We start from the raw sequence: 18,496 nt of genomic DNA, 5'->3' as shown, positions 1-18,496 counted from the left end.
TGTGAAAGGAAGAGCACTTCATGATCGATTTGAATCCATCCCCGAACAGCCCCGCCCCGAGTGAACTTGGCACGAGCCTTGGTAAGGCCGCTGATTCGGGCACTCGGTTTAACCGTAAAGCGCGTTTAAGGTGGTCCAATAACCTGTTTCGTATGGTTTGCATCGGCAGTACGATCTTTGTATGTTTGGTTCTCTTATGTATCTTAATTCTCATGCTTCGTACGGGCGTTCTTACTTTTGCAGATGTGTCGCTGCGTGAATTCTTTTTCTCCACCAACTGGGACCCGGAAAATGAACATTATGGTGCACTGACCTTTATCCTCGGAACATTTGCTCTTACAGGTCTTACCATGTTGTTTGCCATTCCACTCTCTGTCATCATTGCTGTATTTCTGGCCGAAATGACACCCAAATGGCTTCGCCATATTCTACGACCTGTATTGGATCTGCTGGTGGGTATTCCTTCTGTGGTGTACGGTTTCCTGGGACTGACGATCCTCATTCCATGGCTAAGGGATATTAGTGGACGTGATCTGGCTGACGGATTACTCGCTGCGTCCATTGTATTGACCATTATGGTACTTCCCACGATTAGCCGGATCAGTGATGATGCCATATCTGCTGTTCCGAACAAATACCGTGATGCTGCCTATGCACTCGGCACGAACCGATTCCAGACTGTGACTCGTGTCGTCTTACCTGCTGCAAAAGGCGGGATCATGTACGCGGTCATTCTTGGAATGACTCGTGCGATCGGTGAGACGATGGCGGTGGTGATGGTCATTGGTAATACAGCGCAGCTTGCCAACAGTCTGTTCACGCCAACAGCTGTACTGACCAGTAATATCGTCATGCAAATCTCTAGCGTTGAATTCGACTCTACCTGGAATCATGGTCTGTACATGATGGGCTTTATCCTGCTCGCGATCTCGATCCTGATGATCGTTATTGTAAGACTGCTTCAGAAGAGAGGGGACCGAAACGTATGAGTGTGAAGAAGCAGGCGAATGCTGTCGTCCCGTCTTATTCTTTTGGCAAACGGAGAAGTTCATCGATGGTGATAGATCGGCTCTTTACAGGCATGGTATGGGGTGTCGGTATTGTCGTCATTTTGTTTATTGTTGGACTGTTATTTCTGCTGCTGAACAAAGGATTGCCACTGCTCAGCTGGGATTTCCTATACGGTGTTCCGAGTGAGATTGAAGAAGGCGGAGGGATCGGCCCGGCGCTGTTCAACTCGTTCTATGTGTTGATTCTGTCCCTGCTCATCTCCATCCCTATTGGTATGGCGGCAGGCATATATCTGGCAGAGTTTGCACCAAATAATAAGCTGATCGAGACCGTTCGTATTTGCGTGGAGGGATTGTCCTCTGTGCCATCCATCATCTTCGGATTGTTCGGTATTGCCCTGTTTGTGGAGTTTTTCGAAATAGGGCTTACCATTTTGGGCGCAGCCGTCAGTCTTGCTTTCCTGAACCTACCTGTGCTTACCAGGGTAACGGAGGAATCCGTCAGGGCGGTTCCGGTGGAGCTTCGCAATGGATCGTTTGCGCTGGGCTCAACGCATCTCCAGACGATCCGTCAAGTGTTGTTGCCGGTGGCTATAAATGGGATCATGACGGGTATTTGCCTGACCGCAGGCCGGGCATTCGGTGAGAGTGCTGTCATTATTCTGACCGCTGGGGTGTCTACATCTGGGGAAATGTGGGACTTTAATTTGCTATCGCCGGGAGGAACCCTTGCTGTACATCTCTGGTACATTCAATCCGAAGCCATTGTGCCAGATGCCGAGGAAATTGCGCAGAAAACCACAGCTGTGCTGATCTTTGTGGCGTTGCTCATTAATGTTCTGTTCCGTGTACCCTTGTGGCTGAATGCACGCAAAAATCAAGCCTGATGAAAGAGGATGCCGCTAATCGGTATCGTCTGGAACAGCGCCAACTGTTTAAGCTGAATCCTTAAATCATTCCATTTCAACCCGGGAGGGCGCCTTGTGCAACCTATTATTGAGATCAACAAATTGAACTTGTATTACGGTCAATTTCAAGCGCTGAAGGATGTTTCCATTGAAATTCCTGAGCGGGCAATCACAGCCTTTATCGGACCATCGGGTTGTGGAAAATCAACACTGCTACGTACGCTGAACCGCATGAATGACCGGATACCCGGCACACGGATTGAAGGCAAAGTGGCCGTAGGGGGAACCGACATCTACAGTGGTGAAGTTCATGTGGAGACCCTTCGCAAGAAGATCGGCATGGTCTTTCAGCAACCGAATCCTTTTCCTAAATCCATCTATGACAATGTGGCTTTCGGCCCCAAACAGCATGGTATTCATGGCAAGAAAAAGCTGGATGAGATTGTAGAGCAGAGTCTGCGATCTGCTGTCCTGTGGGATGAGGTAAAAGACAACCTAAAGCGCTCCGCACTAAGTCTGTCCGGTGGACAACAACAACGTCTCTGCATCGCACGTGCGCTGGCAGTGGAGCCGGATATTCTGCTGATGGATGAGGCAACCGCTTCGCTTGATCCCGTCTCCACCTTCAAGATTGAGGAGCTGACGCATGAATTGAAGGAGCGTTATACCATCGTGATGGTGACACATAACATGCAGCAAGCCGCTCGCGTATCCCAGCAGACGGTGTTCTTCCTGAACGGCGAAGTCGTGGAGTATTCCGCTACCCAGAGCATGTTCGCCGAGCCAGTCGATGTGCGTACGCAGGATTATATTAGTGGTCGGTTTGGTTGATTGTTGTGGAATGTGAAAGTCTTTCAGATCTGATCTGAAAGGCTTTTTGCTGTTTTTAATTACTTTAGCAGCCCCCGTTGTTCCATCAATTGTGTCGTAACCACCCACAGTCTGTTTTGCATCGCCGCATCTTCGCCAGGATGTATAGGAGTTATAGATGCTCCATTTCCCACATTGAAATATCCTCCCGAAACCTCGCCATACTTCGGTTCCACAGCTAACCGAGTTATGATATCCGCACCCCGTCGTGGGTCGCCGATGTGCAGAAAGGTTAGAATGCGCTCAAGCACACTTGCAAACCATAGTTCTCGCCCTAGACCCGTAACATTGAAGCCTGGATTCAAAGCATTTACACAAATCCCAGTTCCGCGCCATTGTCTGGCTAGTTCACCAGTAAACATAATATTGAGCAGTTTGGTTTTGCCATAGATTGGAGAGGAACCACGTGCAGTAAAAGGAGTGATATCCGTTAAGTCATCTGGCAGCACCAGTGTGCCATGATTCCGCGAAGCTTCAGATGCAACATTGACGACTCGGGCATGGCCGGACTGAATCAGGGAAGATCGCAATGTGTGCGTTAACAGCCAAGGTGCCAAATAGTTGACGGCAATCATCTCGGCATATCCTTCGGACGTGACTCTCTGTTCAAAAGCATGAAGTCCGGCATTATTCAAAAGTACGTCTATACGCGGATAAGCGGCTGCAATCTCAAGCCCAACACGTTTTACATCACTCAGTAACGACAAGTCTCCATAGAAAAATTCAATTTTGGCAGAAGGCATGATTTCCTTGATTTTGTATCTGGTAGCGTCTGCACGTTCCTTGCTTCGGGCTGTGAGTATAAGGTGTGCCCCGCGTTTGGCGAGTTCCATGGCAGCAAGCTGACCTAAACCGCTTGTTGCTCCGGTGATGACAATAATGGGTTGTGTTGTTTTCATAATGAGGTCTCCTTTTGACACGAATAGAGTTGAATTATATAATGGACATAAATCAACTATAAATATTAATTGATATTTGTCAACTATATTTCCGCAAGTTTATCTTCGTGTATCGAGGAGAGGAAGTTAACAATAATGAGTAAAAATCCAGTCAAAACCAAAGATAGAACAGCCCTGGAGCTAGCGCTGGGTGAGCAGATTCATGCACTGATCAGTGCTTCGCATGCGCTTAACGTTCGATCTGCCGAGCGCTTTGATGCGAATCTGCAACCTGCCGCTTTTCAACTGGTACGGTGGCTCTACTCCTACGGCCCAACAAGCGCCGCGGCTTTGGCAGAAGCGAATGCAATGGACCGCAGCTCGGTCAGCCGATTAATCAAACAACTCGAAAAGTTGGGATATGTTAGCAAAGAGCAAGACCCCAAGGATCGGCGCGGGGTGTTACTGTCTCTTACGGAACTTGGTCAACAATCGACGGTTGGTGCGCTCAAGGAGAAGGAGTCAGCTTTTTATGACCGTATATCCAGATGGGATGATAAGGAACTAGAACTTTTCACCGCCATGCTCAGGCAGTTTAACGGTTTGGAAGAAAAGTGAGATGAACAATAGTGTGGATTGTATTTGATACCTGAACCATAGGACATGTCACCATTGAGCGAGGTAGACTACAAATTCATAGCAAAAGCGAACATCTGGTGATGTCTGCTCGTGAAGTTCCCAGATCATTTTATAGTTTCCAGGGAAGCTGCGGGATTTTATATCGGAAACCCTGATGGTTTTCTTTTCTCACATATATCCAAGGTGGTGGGACAGGGGTGCCTAGTGCTTTATACAAGACCGTTCCTTCATCGCTTGCGGAATATTCTTCGATACTACTTTGGATATCCTCCCAATGAACCTTACCTTGGTAAGACAGTGTCTGCCCTTGAACGATAACATGAGGTGCACCTGAAATGATTCTCTGCGTTATGTTGAGAACTCCAACCTTTCCTGAGGACAACATTATCAATTCGCTCATGAAAAGTATGATAATCAAAATGACTATGCTCACAATCCATCGCTTTTTGCTCATTTTGTGCCTCCACTACCTAGGGATCATTCCCTCATAGTTAATGTCTTTTAATGACATAATCTCGTCAGAGATGGTATTGATTTTGACTGAATAGGGCCTAATAGCTTGCAGGAATTCATGAATGATTTTCTTGCGATCCTTATCAAAGACGGCAGATGTTATGTGATTCTCTTTTAATACGTTATCGTTCATTATGACTTGTTTTGAATAACTAACTGAATTACTATAATCGATTAGATGTGTAACCCCCGTGAATTTGCCATTAGTTAATGTACCTTTGGAGAATTGGGATGGTTTAATCCCAATATATTTTTCAGAAGAACCATGTTTCTTTTTATAATTGATAATCGTGTCAAAAAAGTCCTTATCCCCGGTTAACTTTTCGTTGAAATAATCATTTTGGAGAGCAATCGTAGTTGTATGATCAGTATATCCTAGTGAGACAGTATCTGAAGAGTGGATTGCGTAATATCCCTGAGACATCTTGCCCTGATTGAATGTTCCATCGTTAATGGTGTTGTTGTAACGGTCATGTACAGGGTAAACCTTACCATCAGAAGTAAGATACTGTACTTCTAACCATTGCGTAATTTCTTTTCCTTTACCATGATATGTATCATTAATCCATGATCCGGTGTAGGTTTTTGTAGTGAATTCACCTGTTCCATGGCCCATATTAGATTCATTGTAATCCTCAAAGGGGACACCTCCACCTTCAACTAATGTATATGTATATTTGCCTTTTCCTTGCCGCTTACCACTCACCCAATCTCCAGAGTAAACTTCGGTTTCTCCCCATCTTGCGGTTCCTTTACCATGAGGTTTCCCGTTTAAAACTTCACCATAGTACGTCGCTCCATCTGACAATTTTAAGTTTACTTTCTTCGATGCTGCTTCAGTTGTAGAAGAGCTTGATAATAGTACAATGATAACGATGATTGTTAATCCAAAACTTTGATAGAATCTTTTCAAAATTGTGCAACTCCTTCAATAAATAATGATCTTTGCGTTATTAGCCATCTTCAACATTATCGGTTTATGTATCGTATTTTTCCAGTTTAAATATAAAGTGGAGATAGTTCGGATTTCACAAACAACTCGTCCCCAGTTTACAAAAGTAAAGATGTAAAGGCTGAAACAAAATCCCGCTCAACTCAAAGTACCTGCGGCTTCTGGGCATATCATGCCTGTGATTCGTGGGTGCTTTTTTCTATACTCAGCATATACGTAACCCTGATCTTTTTACAAAACCTACTATGTTCTCGGTTTCATCATTTCTCCTACACGAGGTCTCCTCCTAATGATCCACAGCAGTGGTGGAACTTTCCTGAATCGTGAACAATCTCTGAATTTTGAATCACCTCCTATTTGCTGCGTTTTTCCTAGATTCACTATCTCAAAATAGAGCAGCGCAGAGCATGACTCTATTAGAAAAAGCTTGAGTAACCTTTAACGGAATATGAAAGAATGCAGGTATATGTAAAATTTTAAATACATGCTTCCAGGCCGTTGACCCTGCCCCCAAATGTCTCTTATATTTACTCCCGACACAACAACTCAGAACGGGTGGTGGGATGATTTTGTTCAATAATAAAGGCAAGAAAATGCTCGCTATGCTTACACTTATACCCTTGGCTACAGGGATGGTCATGGGAGCTTTCCCCGCTGCGATAACGTATGCAGATGCAGGAGATAACACACCAACCAACAGCTCGGCAACAGGTTCATGGCAAACGGGAGATTTGCATGTACATACGTTTGAGTCCGATGATGCACAGGTTTCACTGGAGAACGTGCTCGACGCGGGTTTAACCAAGTATGGGCTGGACTGGATCGCGCTTACGGATCATTTGCGGTTATCCAAGCGAGATCACAACGGGAACGACATTTCGGGTGGACCAATACCCATGTCCCAAGGGATGAATGAATATCAGGTACCACAGATCAAGGCACTTCAGGATGCAGGCAAATATGCAGGTAAAACGATCTTCTCCGGTTTCGAATGGGACATGCCAACACATGAACACGTTGGGGTGGGGATTCTTACGGATGAGCCGAACTCAACCGAAGCGCTGAACGCTGCCAAGGAATTCGAATACCTTTTCACGAATCGCGCAGCGAATTTGTTTAATGCGGCTGACGTAGCCAAATGGGATCAGAACGGAGGGCGTGCCTACACGACCCATCAGGATGCCTTAACCGCCATCAATTGGCTCGCTACGAACTATCCAATGACAAGTTATGCGATGATCAACCATCCTTCACGCGGCAAAAACAAATATACCATCGCGGACTTCCGTGATTTCAACGATCTGGCTCCACAAGTGGTATTTGGTATCGAGGGCATGCTGGGTAACCAGATGGAACCGGATCGTGGAGGGTACAACACAAGCTACAATGTAGCTAATCCGACCGCTGATGATGGATACAAATACCGTACATACGGCGGTGTAGACTATATGGTTGCCAAGGTTGGCGGATTATGGGATGCATTGCTTGGAGAAGGACGCCACTTCTGGAACTATGGCAATTCGGATTACCACTTCAAGACGATTGGGGCAAATTCCAGCGGTTATTTTCCGGGCGAATATGCCAAGACCTATTCATGGGTTGAGGGGACAGGCATGCAGGCTGTTCTGGATGGACTGCGTTCGGGAAAATCATTTTCCGTATTTGGTGACCTGATCAACGCACTGGATTTCACGGCTTCCGGAGCGGGTGCTCAAGTTGAGATGGGCGGAGACCTTAATGTGACCCAAGGCGATGAAGTAGAGCTGAAGATTCGCTTCAAGAGTCCAACGACGAGCAATAACTATGAAAATCCAATCAACAGCGGCATGTCCGCTGGACAAGTACCCGTGGTGGATCACGTCGATCTCATCGCTGGGGATGTGACAGCCAAGGCCCAGAAGGGTACAGCCGCTTATACCAAAGACACCAACGACTCTACCAAAGTACTGGCTACCTTTACATCCAACGATTGGACGACAGATGCCGAAGGCTATAATGTCATCACGTACAAAATCAAAGCCACAGATCAGGACAAGTATTTCCGCCTGCGCGGTACGAATCTGGGCATGAACGTGACAGGTGAGACTGTAAATGGTGAACCACAGCTGGATCCGAAAAATACAACAGCTGATGCAACGACCCGTTTTAATCAAATTAACGATAGCAACTATCGCGATCTGTGGTTCTACTCCAACCCAATCTTCATGAGTGCCACACCGTACAGTGACGCACAGGCGGTAACCGATACGCTTCAAGCAATCGATCTGGGGGATCTGAATGCGGTCCATTCCGATCTTACCCTTCCTGTTGAGGGGAAGCATGGTGCAACCATTAGTTGGTCTAGCTCCAAGCCGGAACTAATGAATAACGAGGGCAAGCTGCTAATGCAACCGGACAATAATGAGCGACTGGAACTGACGGCAACCGTGCAACGTGGCACGGAATCTCAACCCAAAACGTTCACTGTCATTGTAGAAGGCACGAATAATCAGGCGCTGGTGTTAAAAAGCAACATAACTACCGCTGACGGCCAGCCGTATCACACGGATACATGGACGAACCAGTCCGTAACGGTTAATGTAACCAGCGCAGTATACGCACCTGCTACTTCCGCGATCATCGAGTTGTCCCGTGATGGAGGGCAGACGTATGAACTTTATACAGAGAATACACCTTGGGAGGTAACAGAGCCTGGAGAGCACAACCTTTTATTCCGAGCAACTGACGATCTGGAACAAACGTATACTTTACCTCTGGTCATTAAAATAGACCGTGAGATTCCCGTCATTACCCTGCAAGGTAGCAGCCAGATGACGCTGAATGTGGGAGACACATATAACGAGCCTGGAGCACAGGCTTCTGATAATGTCGGCATCCGTGGTTCCGTGCAGGTGGATGGCACGGTGAACACACAAGCAGCAGGGATCTACACCCTTCGCTATAACGTGAAGGATATCGCTGGTAATGAAGCACAGGAAGTTATCCGTACCGTGACTGTACAAACCCGCTCAGGCAATGGTGGCGGGGGTTCAGGTGGAGGTAATGGAGGCAACTCTGGTGGGAATTCTGGAGGAAGCACACCAAGTGTGCCAACAACACCTGTCGTTCCAACCACACCAACCAACCCGGAAACGGGGTCAGATTCATCCACTGAAGTCAAGGTAGAGGTGGAAGCAAATCAGTCTGTCCAAACGGGTTTGAAAGACATCGTGCAATTCAATGTTCCATCGGGAGCCATTGGTTTCAAGGATACGCTGCAAGTGTCTGTGGTTACTAAGGACAAGTTGCAGAATACAGCTTCCCTGAATGTACTTGGACAAGCTGTACAGATCAGCCGCAGTGGCGGAAGAACGTTGAATGATCAGGCGGCATTGAGCCTGAATGTGGATTCGGCAGCTCTGCCGAATGGCACCCAACCTGCAATCTACTATTATAATGAAGCTCGTCAGAACTGGGTATTTATCGGTGGCAAGATGAATGCAGCAGGAAGCATAACGGCTAATGTTAATCATCTGGGTACATTTGTTGTGTCCAGTTACACACCGGTGAATCTGTCTGACCTGAATGGACACTGGGCTTCTAACTATGCAGATCGTTTGTTGGGCATGAACGTGATTCAAGGTTACACAGATGGAACATTCCAACCATCGAAGAAGATCACACGGGCAGAGTTTGTTACGTTGCTCAGTAAGGCGCTGGCATTGAAGTCCGTGGAGTCCGATCTGACATTTGCAGATCAAGGCAGTCTGCCAGACTGGGCAAAAGGTGATATTGCCGCAGCCGTGCAAGCCGGAATCGTGAACGGCTACGGTGATAATACATTTAAGCCCGATCGGACGATTACGCGTGCCGAGATGGCAGTTATGATGGCAAATGCGCTGAAAGTAAGTTCAGATGCACAAGCCGGAATGTCTGGCAATACATCCGTTAAACCAAGTTTCACCGATGCATCGCAGACGCCATCTTGGGCACAAGAAGCACTGGATACAGCCGTGCAGGCCAAGATTGTGAGCGGATATACGGACCATACGGTTCGTGCAGGAAGTGTAACGACCCGAGCGGAAGCTGCGACGATGATCTATAATTTGTTGCTCGCCATGTACGTGTAATCTCAATAGAAAGAAGCAAGGACCGTCCTAAGAGGGATGGTCTCTGTTTATTTCAACGTTTAGTACAGTCCATTAACTAAAAAAGTTGAATACTGGTTTCTAATTACAGAATAAAAACTCCTTAGTTAGTGAAAGACGAAGAGGATAGAAAGGCTTGGGACGGTCGTTTCCTCTTGCTCCCCGTCTTTACTAAATTAAGAATGAGGGATAAGAGAATGGCTACTAACTATACTTATTTTGAAAGCAGTGGATATCGTGTAATCAAGACTCATGTTAGTAATATTGTCTCAGAAGTTATTAAGAAACCGGTTTGTTCTACAAACAATTATGGTATTAATGGGGGTTTTTTTGCATCAAATCTATATACTGCGCCTCCAACAGGTGGTCTCTCAATCAGTTATGATGGTGCAACCCAAGATCCTGGAAGCAATGCAGGGGGGACACGGAATCGTGGTACGTTTTTTACTTACCTAGATAATGGTGTTACTAAAGCAGGAATTACCCGCTGCACAACTATTCCAAATTTAAAGCAACAAGTTGGTAACTTACAGTTCAAAACAATTATTGGTGGGGGGAGCCTTCATCTAACTGGGACAGAAGACCAGTTTAAGACCGTACACGAAGATGAAATGTGGAACGTACACGCTGGTATTCCTGGAACAAGACGGGCTGGACTAGGTTTTAAAAATGAAAGCAATGGTGTGTATGCATACTTAGTGACATCAACTATATGGAAAACCCTGTACAATTTAAGAGACTTTTTTAAAGAAAATCTTGGTTGTAATAACGCTGTTTTCTTGGATGGTGATGGTTCCGTTCAGATGCAAGTGTATGCTAATGGTGAACTGATCAAAGCAGATGGTACAGATCCGACCCCGGGAAGATATGTATGGAACATGGTTAAATTGATAAATAAAAATTAATGTGGTAAACAAAGAACAAGCCTTATCCAAGGCTTGTTCTTTGTTTATTTGATAGTTAACTCATATATTTCAAATAAATGATTATTTATTTGTCTCGTCCAACTTTCAATTTTATCACCTACTTTAACTTCATCGAAATCAGCCTCGATTCGCATTTTACTGAATTTTGCGTCTGCTTGATAAAAATCACTCGAAGTAACATAAAACCTCGAATTTTTCGTTACATTCAGATATTCTCCATTATCCAGTACGATCGAGTAAAGTACCTTGTCTCCGTCTACTTTACTGTTTTGCTCTTTTATTTCAACGATGGTGCCAGTGTAATATTGCTGTTCCTTTGCTGGTGAAGACCATCCTTTCATATAATCTGAAAAGAAAACGAAATAGACGATTACCAGAATTATCACGACAAAGCTGCTTAATACCACGAAGGGCCATTTTTTTTTTGCTTTCAAATTTTTCATCCTTCCTCAATGTACTTATAGTATGTAGACGTCCAATCATTCAAAAAGTTACAAAAAAAGAAGCTATGGCTAAAAATATCCATAGTATTGCTTTCTTTAATTTTATTGTGTAGGAAAAAGCTTAATAAACTCCATTAGTTCGAGCCGTAAACTTTGTATGGTATCTTCTTTTGGCATTCTAATGGTTTCTGCTAATTTCTCCATTTCTGGGTAATAAAGTTCTAATATTTTAAGTGTTGCCTGTTCTTCTCCAGCTCTAGCTTGGAAGAGTAGTCGGGTGAGATCTTCTTTCGTAGATTCTCTAGTGTTTTTCTTTTCCATTTATTCACCCCCTGAACACTAATATTCATTTCAACTGAGACTTCCTTAGCACTTTTGTCCTCCACGTAAAGTGAATATATTACCTTCCTTCCACTTTCCTTATCGATCAGACTTAATATATCTTTGATGTTTAACTCGTCAATAATTTCATCTTCGAAGGATTCTTGTCTTGTGAAATCAAAAGTGAAGGGATGTTGCTTCGCTGCTTTCCTACCGTGATACTGGAGTCTCCATGCCATCCGCTGGAGTTCGACATCAATTATTTCTTTAATTTGTGCATCTTTCATTGGATTTTACCCCTTTCATGTGTAGTGTAATGATACATAATATCTAGGAACTATATCTAAAGAATTTGAAACCAATTCCGCTTAAAATAAGAACATTAGTTCCTATATATGAATATATTACCTTCTTTTAAGTCCGAGTGAAAGTGTTTTTGTATATAAAATCGATAAATTAGTTAGTTTCTATTCTAGTTTTTGTTAATCTACTATTCTTTACAGATAGAAAAATGTATCTATATGTTACAATGGTCCAAAACCAGTTTAAGATTGGCACACACGGCTGTCAGTAGTCTGCTAGACTAGGTAAAAAGGAATGGCCGATGCATCGCAGACGCCATCTTGGGCACAAGAAGCACTGGATACAGCCGTGCAGGCTAAGATTGTGAGCGGATATACGGACCATACGGTTCGTGCAGGAAGTGAAACGACCCGAGCGGAAGCTGCGACGATGATCTATAAGTTGTTGTTGGCCATGTATGTGTAAGAAGTAACAAAGAGAATTAACCGTATTGACAGCAGATATAATGTAGATAAAAAACTGATATCCTTTTGGGGTATCAGTTTTTTTGAGATTAAGAGTTGCTCATCTCTTCGGGGGTGGCATGTAAGAAGGTCCATTGCTGTAATTCACGAGACGAAAGGGCAAGTTACTGTGATAGAATGAGTTAGGTTTGGATGATGAAACGGTGGGGGCTAGAAAATGAACAAAACGGAGCGGCAGCTTGCGATTACGCTTGAATTGCAGCGAAGAAAGATGCTACGAGCAGAAGATTTAGCTGCTCAATTGGAGACAAGTGTACGTACGATATATCGAGATATTCAGGCATTAAGTGAAGCTGGTGTTCCAATTATGGGTGCCCCGGGTCATGGGTATTCCCTTATGGAAGGATATTTTCTGCCCCCGGTAAGCTTCACCGCAGAAGAAGCGGTATCCCTGCTCATGGGAGCTGATTTTATCGAACAGAGATTGGATACAGAATACGCGATGGAGGCTAAGTCGGCTCAACGGAAAATTGAAGCGATTTTACCAGAAGCCGTTCGTAACGAATCCACGCGTGTTCGGGAAACGATGCGACTGCTTCATACGGTTGAACCTTTAACCCGAGCGCGGGTGAAAACATACCTTAACCAGATACGTAATGCCATCTTGGAACAACGTAAAATTAGCTTTATGTACCTGAAAAAAATGCCAGGAACGGATGGCAATCGGTATAACATGCGTGAGGTATCACCCTATGGACTCTCACTGGTTCAGGAGAATTGGGTGTTAATTGCACGTTGTGATATGCGACAAGACATTCGTCATTTTCGTTTGTCACGCATGACTGAACTTTCCGTGCTGGAGGATCAATTCCTTTTGCCACCGGATTTTGATCTAAACAGTTATCGACCTCCTGACGACCGTAACGAACACATATTAATCAGGGCAAAACCCGAAATTGCTGACAAAGTTATGGAGGCACTTCATTTTTATATGGATGCATTTGAGGAGCAAGAGGAAGATGTGATTTTTCATTTTCGTGTCCGCTACCCGGAGGAAATATTGCATTATTTACTTGGCTGGGGTGGAGATATCGAGGTCTTGGAACCGGAGTCTTTACGCTTCCGAATGCAGGAAGTAGCCAAAAACATCTTAAAACACTACTGACATACACCTGTCAGTAGTGTTTTTTTATACTTTGATATATCACAGATCAAGAGGAGTGGGTTGAAGGATGAGAAGTACAACGGAAGTATTGAAATCATTGGAAACGGCAGTAGAACGATATTTGGCAGAACTGAACAAATTGGATATGGAGAGCTTACATAAAAAACAGAGTGAAGAGGAATGGTCCATTGGACAGATGTATGTACATTTGATTCAATCAGCGCTTTTCTTGCATCTGCATAATATTGAGCAGTGTTTGAGCAGCGAGGATTCGACGTTAAATTCGGGTGAGGAAAAAACAGAACTGGGTAGGAGAGTGTTCGAATTAGGACAATTCCCTCCCGTTCCAATTAAGGTTCCTGCTTCCCCGCAGTACACCCCGCAACCACCCGAGAGCATGGAGTCCTTGATCGATGGGCTTCACATGGTCGTGGAACGGATGAGAAGTACAGAACCCCTTTTATACCAAGCATCGGTAAGCAACAAAATACATCATCCAAGGCTTGGCGCTCTAAACGCTCAGGAGTGGTTTTTGTTGATAGAGATGCACTACAGACATCATTTTTTACAATTGGATCGATTGATATTGAATCTGGAAATGTAAACGAGAGAAGGGAATGGGATATATCCATGAAACCAAATCAGGACAGCAGATATTGGATTGGCGTTGTATCTGCTTCTCATGTGAATGTAGCCGTAGAGGGAGGGTTTGCGCAGTTGTGCCATGGCAAGTCAGCGCTGTTGCGACAGATGTCCCCGGGTGATTGGCTGATATACTATTCTCCACGCACAGACATATCAACAGGCAAGCCACTTCAGGCGTTTACCGCTATTGGTCAAATTATCGACGATAGGATATACCAATATCAGATGTCGGAATCCTTTATACCCTTTCGCCGAGATCTCCGTTATCTTCCGTGTCGAGAAGTAAAGATCGCAACGTTGTTAGACCAACTTAGTTTTACACGCGGGAATCGCAATTGGGGGTTTCCATTTCGTAAAGGTCACTTTGAAATTGGGGCTGAAGACTTTATGATGATAGCTTCCTCCATGTTGGAAGATGAGACACAGTCACTACTAAATATTAGCTTAAGCCAGAAATGTTAACCAAACCAAAAGGTCCATAGATTGTCTATGGACCTTTTTGCTTTATGGATAATCATATCCTCCACCGTTGATATTACATTTGCGAAGACGATGAATGCCCAAGGAAAGACCTTTAATCGCCCCGTATTTCTCAATAGCTTGAATCATATACACAGAACAGCTTGGTTCAAAACGACATTTGTTCCTCACTTCAATAGGGGCAAAACGTTGATAAATTCTAATACTCCATATCAGGATTGCTCTAACACGTCGTAGAACGATGAAAAACATACTTGTTATGAAAACAATCTGGGCACTTAGCAAAGCATATATTGGGGTGAATAGATTCAAGAGATAGAAACACATCATAGAGATGATTAGACCTGTGAATAATGCAAGTGAAACGTTAAGCAAAGACTTCAACCAATCGATTTCTGGAATAACATGAGTTCTTATATAGAAACTGCTTCGAGGATCGTTTTCTTCATGATGTGTATGTAAGAGTCTAATAAGTTCTTCTTCGGATGGCATGTTATTATATATCAGTTCCTCAGATTCTGAGTTTCTCATGATTGTTGTACTATTATTAAATCTCTCTGTAGAAAATAAGCATATAATGATGCGTTGTAACAGGTTGCTGGAGACAACCGGGCTTCTCAGTGACGGATAGCGACTCCATCGATTGATAGGTCCATCCAGATTGTGCTTTGTGATTAATGATATCCGCAAATAAATTAACAGCAGCCTGAGTATCACCTCGGTTTACTTGAACATTTTTCGGACCTGGAACAACTGTGTACTCTCTCATTTAAATCTTCCTTTCGTATGTTGGAATTATGGCAATAGACATTCCATTATTTTACTATGGGGATGGTAAACTGTCGATTGAAACTTATTAGATGGGATGGGATTGGATTAAATGATAGGCCATCTAACAGGATGGTCTTTGTTGCTATTAAGGTTTAAATTCAAGTAGAAAAGTCAATAAAAGCTCTGTAAGCAACGCTGTACAATCCACTGAAAACCAGTACAATTGAACCTATAAGAACATGTGATAAAGAGAGGAATTTCTCCATGACCGATACAAGTGGGAATCGCAAAGTTGACGGCTATCTAAAGAAACTCAAAACGTGGAAGGAAGAGTCCACAAAGCTGAGAGAGATTATTCGGGATTTTGAACTGACAGAAGATATGAAATGGATGCACCCATGTTACATGCTGGATGGGAAAAACATCGTTCTCATCCATGGATTCAAAGAGTACGTAGCCATTCTATTCTTCAAAGGGGCTCTGCTGAAGGATACACACGGCATTTTGGTCCAGCAAACGGAGAATGTACAGGCAGAACGCCAGCTTCGCTTCACCAGTCTGGAGCAGATTGTGGAGCAGGAGGTTATGATCAAAGCCTATATCCAGCAAGCGATTGAAGTGGAACAGGCGGGATTGCAGGTGGAAATGAAAAAAACTGCCGAATATAGCGTTCCTGAGGAACTTCAACAGCAATTCGATGAGAATCCTGCTTTCCGAGATGCATTTGAAGCACTGACACCCGGACGGCAGCGGGCATATCTCTATTATTTCTCACAACCAAAGCAATCCAAGACAAAAGTGTCACGAATAGAGAAGTATATGCAGCCGATCCTGGAAGGTAAAGGGTTGAATGATTGATCTTATAACAATATATTTGAGGGAAATTAAGAGTAAAAGCGAGTTGAGAGCCTTTCAGATATAATCCGAAAGGCTTTTTGCTGTTTTTGCTAAAAGTATAGATAACAGGAGAGTATCCCATATGATTCGAACTTACCAATACTACGCAATTTTTAATTTTGCTGAGGATGGAATTAATGTTACATTTCCTGATCTGCCTGGATGTATCACCTGTGGCGATTCAGTTGAAGAAGCATTAGTGATGGCGAAAGAAGCACTTGAATTATTTTTGGATGGAGAACCTGTTAAAGATATTCCGCCACCTCAAAGCATAATGCCTGAATTATTGAACTTTAAAGATAAAGCGTACTTAATTGAAGCAAGTGTTACGTATAATTGATAATTCTATGTTCTCATATCTGAATTCACCAAACTGAGTTTAGAACATCGTCGACTTCTTTGATTCTTTTGACAGATGGTTTTTGAATTAGATTTCCTTTGACCATGACCATAGAGATGTCTGACAAGGCCTCAATATGTTCCAGCGGATTTTGCTCCATGATAATCAGATCGGCATGTTTTCCGATATCCACCGTCCCTGTAACATCGTCAACACCGAGGATCTTCGCATTAGTTCGAGTCACCATGTCGATGACCTGTTTGTTGTTCAGGTTGGCCTGTCTCATGTAGTGGTCCATCTCTCTCCACATATCATAGTGAGTCACGTAAGGCATAGCGGCATCAGTACCTATACCGATGGTGATGTCGTTTTCGATTGCTTGTTTTACGCCTTTGAGCATGGAATCGTAGACCAGTTTGGAATTCTCTTTTACCGTTGCACTTACCTTCGTTACGCTGGTATCCAGTGAAGCGGATGGATAAGCGGCTTGCAGGGTGGGGATGAGTGCGGTGTAGCCATTCAGGGCATTGGGATTATTTTTGTACAAACGAATGATTTCGTCGTCCATCTCCGAACCGTGCTCGATGGTATCGACGCCACCTTTTAAAGCAACTCTTACGCCTTCCGTGCTTTCCACATGAGCTGCCACCCGCAAACCAATCTTATGCGCTTCATCGCAGATCGCCGCAACTTCGTCCACCGTCATCTGTAAACGTCCAGCTTCGCCGACCATCTTCGCATCCGTCACGCCACCCGTAACACAGATTTTGATCAGATCCACGCCGTGTTTCACATTGATCCGTACATTTCTTCGTGCTTCCCACGGAGAGTCGCCCACCAGAGCCAGAAATGGAGCACCATGTCCGCCAGTGACACTTAGGAAAAATCCGGATACTAGCTGATTAGGGCCGACAAAGTCGCATTTGGGTAGCTTTTATATTATGAGTTCGAATAATATACTACAATTTTAGTTCTTTCGTATTGTTGAAAATATCAATAACAACAAATTACTAGTCATTTCGCATCATACCTAGAATGTGATTGTCTAAAATTGTATAATGAGGATAGTAAGTAACGATTCTAGGGGGGAAATTTATGTCGTCCAAGCTTGATAAAACAAGACTGAATCAAGTTATCAAACAGATTAAGGAATATGAGGATTCCAATGATTATTTGAAGGTAGATATACTTGAGTCATTGGTTTTAAATATGAACAAATATTCAAAAGATTTTGATATTGAAGAGTTCGAGTTTGATGCGCCTCTACACTATTCTAGCACTGGAAAGACAATTAGTTCAGTAGGTTATAGAGCCTTAATTGACCATACAGAATTACTCGAATCTATTATGAATGAAATGAACTCTAATGAAAAACCAGTTCAAAAACATAATCAATCCAATTCCAATAAAATATTTATTGTTCATGGAAGAGATGAACAGGCAAAACTTGAAGCAGAGGTTTTATTACATAGAATTGGATTGGAACCAATAATCCTATCATTAATGCCAAACCGAGGCATGACTATTATTGAGAAGTTTATTAAATATGCTGATGTTAAATTTGCATTAGTTCTATTGACTCCTGATGATGTAGGAGCATTGAATGAAGATGAAGCTAAATTGTTACCAAGAGCAAGGCAAAATGTCATATTTGAGCTAGGCTACTTTTACGGGAAATTAGGTAGAGATAACGTCTGCTGTGTTGTAAAGTCAAAGGTGGAAATCCATTCGGATATAGCTGGCGTTGTTTATACATCATATAGCAATTCATTAGATGAAATCAAAATGGAGTTATATAAGGAGCTTGCTGCTGCAGGCTTTGTATTTAATCCTTTGAAATAGGG

General features: G+C 43.6%; 21 protein-coding genes and 1 pseudogene. 13 read left to right on the top strand and 9 right to left on the bottom strand.

All coding sequences use genetic code 11. The annotated features are described in order from the left end of the window. The first annotated feature begins 20 nt into the window (after positions 1 to 20). The 3 genes from pstC to pstB all read left to right on the top strand — a co-directional run bounded on the left by pstC (position 21) and on the right by pstB (position 2,749). Positions 21 to 989, top strand: a complete 969-nt coding sequence (gene pstC / locus MKY87_RS08210) for a phosphate ABC transporter permease subunit PstC (RefSeq protein WP_340963839.1) — start codon at positions 21 to 23, stop codon at positions 987 to 989. Further along, the gene (gene pstA, locus MKY87_RS08205; RefSeq protein ID WP_339789659.1) at positions 986 to 1,897 is read left to right on the top strand and encodes a phosphate ABC transporter permease PstA; all 912 of its coding nucleotides are present in this window, start codon (positions 986 to 988) and stop codon (positions 1,895 to 1,897) included. Before pstC ends, pstA begins: the two co-directional genes overlap by 4 nt. A 96-nt stretch (positions 1,898 to 1,993) precedes the next feature. Continuing rightward, positions 1,994 to 2,749, top strand: a complete 756-nt coding sequence (pstB, locus tag MKY87_RS08200; protein WP_062835772.1) for a phosphate ABC transporter ATP-binding protein PstB — start codon at positions 1,994 to 1,996, stop codon at positions 2,747 to 2,749. A gap of 59 nt (positions 2,750 to 2,808) precedes the next feature. On the opposite strand, the gene MKY87_RS08195 is transcribed toward pstB, so the two are convergent. Then, positions 2,809 to 3,687 carry an SDR family NAD(P)-dependent oxidoreductase gene (locus MKY87_RS08195; RefSeq protein WP_340963834.1) on the bottom strand — a complete coding sequence of 293 codons (879 nt, stop codon included), beginning with the start codon at positions 3,685 to 3,687 and terminating at the stop codon, positions 2,809 to 2,811. Positions 3,688 to 3,822: 135 nt separating this feature from the next. Here MKY87_RS08195 and MKY87_RS08190 point away from each other — a divergent pair, with 135 nt between their 5' ends. Next, positions 3,823 to 4,284: a MarR family winged helix-turn-helix transcriptional regulator gene (locus MKY87_RS08190; RefSeq protein ID WP_340963831.1), complete on the top strand. Its 462-nt coding sequence runs from the start codon at positions 3,823 to 3,825 to the stop codon at positions 4,282 to 4,284. A 130-nt stretch (positions 4,285 to 4,414) separates the two neighbouring features. Here MKY87_RS08190 and MKY87_RS08185 read toward each other — a convergent pair whose 3' ends face one another. Continuing rightward, positions 4,415 to 4,759, bottom strand: a complete 345-nt coding sequence (locus tag MKY87_RS08185; RefSeq protein ID WP_340963829.1) for a hypothetical protein — start codon at positions 4,757 to 4,759, stop codon at positions 4,415 to 4,417. 12 nt (positions 4,760 to 4,771) lie between these two features. Beyond that, positions 4,772 to 5,731 (bottom strand): hypothetical protein, encoded by a 960-nt coding sequence (locus MKY87_RS08180; protein WP_340963826.1) that lies wholly within the window; start codon positions 5,729 to 5,731, stop codon positions 4,772 to 4,774. A 608-nt stretch (positions 5,732 to 6,339) separates the two neighbouring features. Between MKY87_RS08180 and MKY87_RS08175 the strand changes: the two genes are divergently transcribed. Together MKY87_RS08175 and MKY87_RS08170 are read left to right on the top strand one after the other, a co-directional pair. Then, complete coding sequence (locus MKY87_RS08175; RefSeq protein WP_340963823.1) at positions 6,340 to 9,879, top strand: S-layer homology domain-containing protein; 3,540 nt, start codon at positions 6,340 to 6,342, stop codon at positions 9,877 to 9,879. A 215-nt stretch (positions 9,880 to 10,094) separates the two neighbouring features. Further along, the gene (locus MKY87_RS08170) at positions 10,095 to 10,802 is read left to right on the top strand and encodes a phosphodiester glycosidase family protein (protein ID WP_339789674.1); all 708 of its coding nucleotides are present in this window, start codon (positions 10,095 to 10,097) and stop codon (positions 10,800 to 10,802) included. A 44-nt stretch (positions 10,803 to 10,846) separates the two neighbouring features. On the opposite strand, the gene MKY87_RS08165 is transcribed toward MKY87_RS08170, so the two are convergent. The 3 genes from MKY87_RS08165 to MKY87_RS08155 all read right to left on the bottom strand — a co-directional run bounded on the left by MKY87_RS08165 (position 10,847) and on the right by MKY87_RS08155 (position 11,874). Next, positions 10,847 to 11,266 carry a hypothetical protein gene (locus MKY87_RS08165; RefSeq protein WP_340963821.1) on the bottom strand — a complete coding sequence of 140 codons (420 nt, stop codon included), beginning with the start codon at positions 11,264 to 11,266 and terminating at the stop codon, positions 10,847 to 10,849. A gap of 102 nt (positions 11,267 to 11,368) precedes the next feature. Beyond that, the gene (locus MKY87_RS08160) at positions 11,369 to 11,587 is read right to left on the bottom strand and encodes a helix-turn-helix domain-containing protein (protein WP_339789680.1); all 219 of its coding nucleotides are present in this window, start codon (positions 11,585 to 11,587) and stop codon (positions 11,369 to 11,371) included. Then, positions 11,488 to 11,874 carry an RNA polymerase sigma factor gene (locus MKY87_RS08155; RefSeq protein ID WP_339790813.1) on the bottom strand — a complete coding sequence of 129 codons (387 nt, stop codon included), beginning with the start codon at positions 11,872 to 11,874 and terminating at the stop codon, positions 11,488 to 11,490. The genes MKY87_RS08160 and MKY87_RS08155 overlap by 100 nt, the downstream gene beginning before the upstream one ends. Positions 11,875 to 12,184: 310 nt before the next feature. Here MKY87_RS08155 and MKY87_RS08150 point away from each other — a divergent pair, with 310 nt between their 5' ends. From MKY87_RS08150 to MKY87_RS08135, 4 genes are all read left to right on the top strand, one after another. After that, positions 12,185 to 12,355: an S-layer homology domain-containing protein gene (locus tag MKY87_RS08150; protein WP_339789683.1), complete on the top strand. Its 171-nt coding sequence runs from the start codon at positions 12,185 to 12,187 to the stop codon at positions 12,353 to 12,355. Between the two features lie 216 nt (positions 12,356 to 12,571). Further along, positions 12,572 to 13,519 carry a helix-turn-helix transcriptional regulator gene (locus MKY87_RS08145; protein WP_340963818.1) on the top strand — a complete coding sequence of 316 codons (948 nt, stop codon included), beginning with the start codon at positions 12,572 to 12,574 and terminating at the stop codon, positions 13,517 to 13,519. Positions 13,520 to 13,586: 67 nt separating this feature from the next. Continuing rightward, positions 13,587 to 14,123, top strand: a complete 537-nt coding sequence (locus MKY87_RS08140) for a DinB family protein (RefSeq protein ID WP_340963817.1) — start codon at positions 13,587 to 13,589, stop codon at positions 14,121 to 14,123. 26 nt (positions 14,124 to 14,149) lie between these two features. After that, on the top strand, positions 14,150 to 14,626 hold the full coding sequence (locus tag MKY87_RS08135) for an EVE domain-containing protein (protein ID WP_340963814.1): 477 nt from the start codon (positions 14,150 to 14,152) through the stop codon (positions 14,624 to 14,626). 42 nt (positions 14,627 to 14,668) lie between these two features. Here MKY87_RS08135 and yidD read toward each other — a convergent pair whose 3' ends face one another. Both yidD and MKY87_RS08125 read right to left on the bottom strand, forming a co-directional pair. After that, positions 14,669 to 14,896, bottom strand: coding sequence for a membrane protein insertion efficiency factor YidD (gene yidD, locus MKY87_RS08130; RefSeq protein ID WP_076329189.1), 228 nt, complete (start codon positions 14,894 to 14,896; stop codon positions 14,669 to 14,671). A 295-nt stretch (positions 14,897 to 15,191) separates the two neighbouring features. Next, a complete protein-coding gene (locus MKY87_RS08125; protein ID WP_036617217.1) occupies positions 15,192 to 15,413 on the bottom strand; it encodes a hypothetical protein in 222 nt (73 codons plus the stop codon). Between the two features lie 266 nt (positions 15,414 to 15,679). On the opposite strand from MKY87_RS08125, the gene MKY87_RS08120 reads away from it, so the two are divergent. Together MKY87_RS08120 and MKY87_RS08115 are read left to right on the top strand one after the other, a co-directional pair. Further along, complete coding sequence (locus MKY87_RS08120) at positions 15,680 to 16,273, top strand: YdeI/OmpD-associated family protein (RefSeq protein ID WP_340963811.1); 594 nt, start codon at positions 15,680 to 15,682, stop codon at positions 16,271 to 16,273. Positions 16,274 to 16,394: 121 nt separating this feature from the next. After that, the gene (locus tag MKY87_RS08115) at positions 16,395 to 16,652 is read left to right on the top strand and encodes a type II toxin-antitoxin system HicB family antitoxin (protein ID WP_340963810.1); all 258 of its coding nucleotides are present in this window, start codon (positions 16,395 to 16,397) and stop codon (positions 16,650 to 16,652) included. Positions 16,653 to 16,677: 25 nt separating this feature from the next. On the opposite strand, the pseudogene MKY87_RS08110 reads toward MKY87_RS08115, so the two are convergent. Next, a pseudogene (locus tag MKY87_RS08110) lies at positions 16,678 to 17,550 on the bottom strand (amidohydrolase family protein); the annotation flags it as partial. A gap of 197 nt (positions 17,551 to 17,747) precedes the next feature. On the opposite strand from MKY87_RS08110, the gene MKY87_RS08105 reads away from it, so the two are divergent. Further along, complete coding sequence (locus MKY87_RS08105; protein ID WP_340963809.1) at positions 17,748 to 18,494, top strand: nucleotide-binding protein; 747 nt, start codon at positions 17,748 to 17,750, stop codon at positions 18,492 to 18,494. The last annotated feature ends 2 nt before the right edge of the window (positions 18,495 to 18,496 follow it).

The organism is Paenibacillus sp. FSL R7-0198 (assembly GCF_038000415.1).
Classification (GTDB): Bacteria; Bacillota; Bacilli; order Paenibacillales; family Paenibacillaceae; genus Paenibacillus.
Note: the sequence above shows the minus strand (reverse complement) of the source record. Positions and strands in the feature narration are given on the sequence as shown.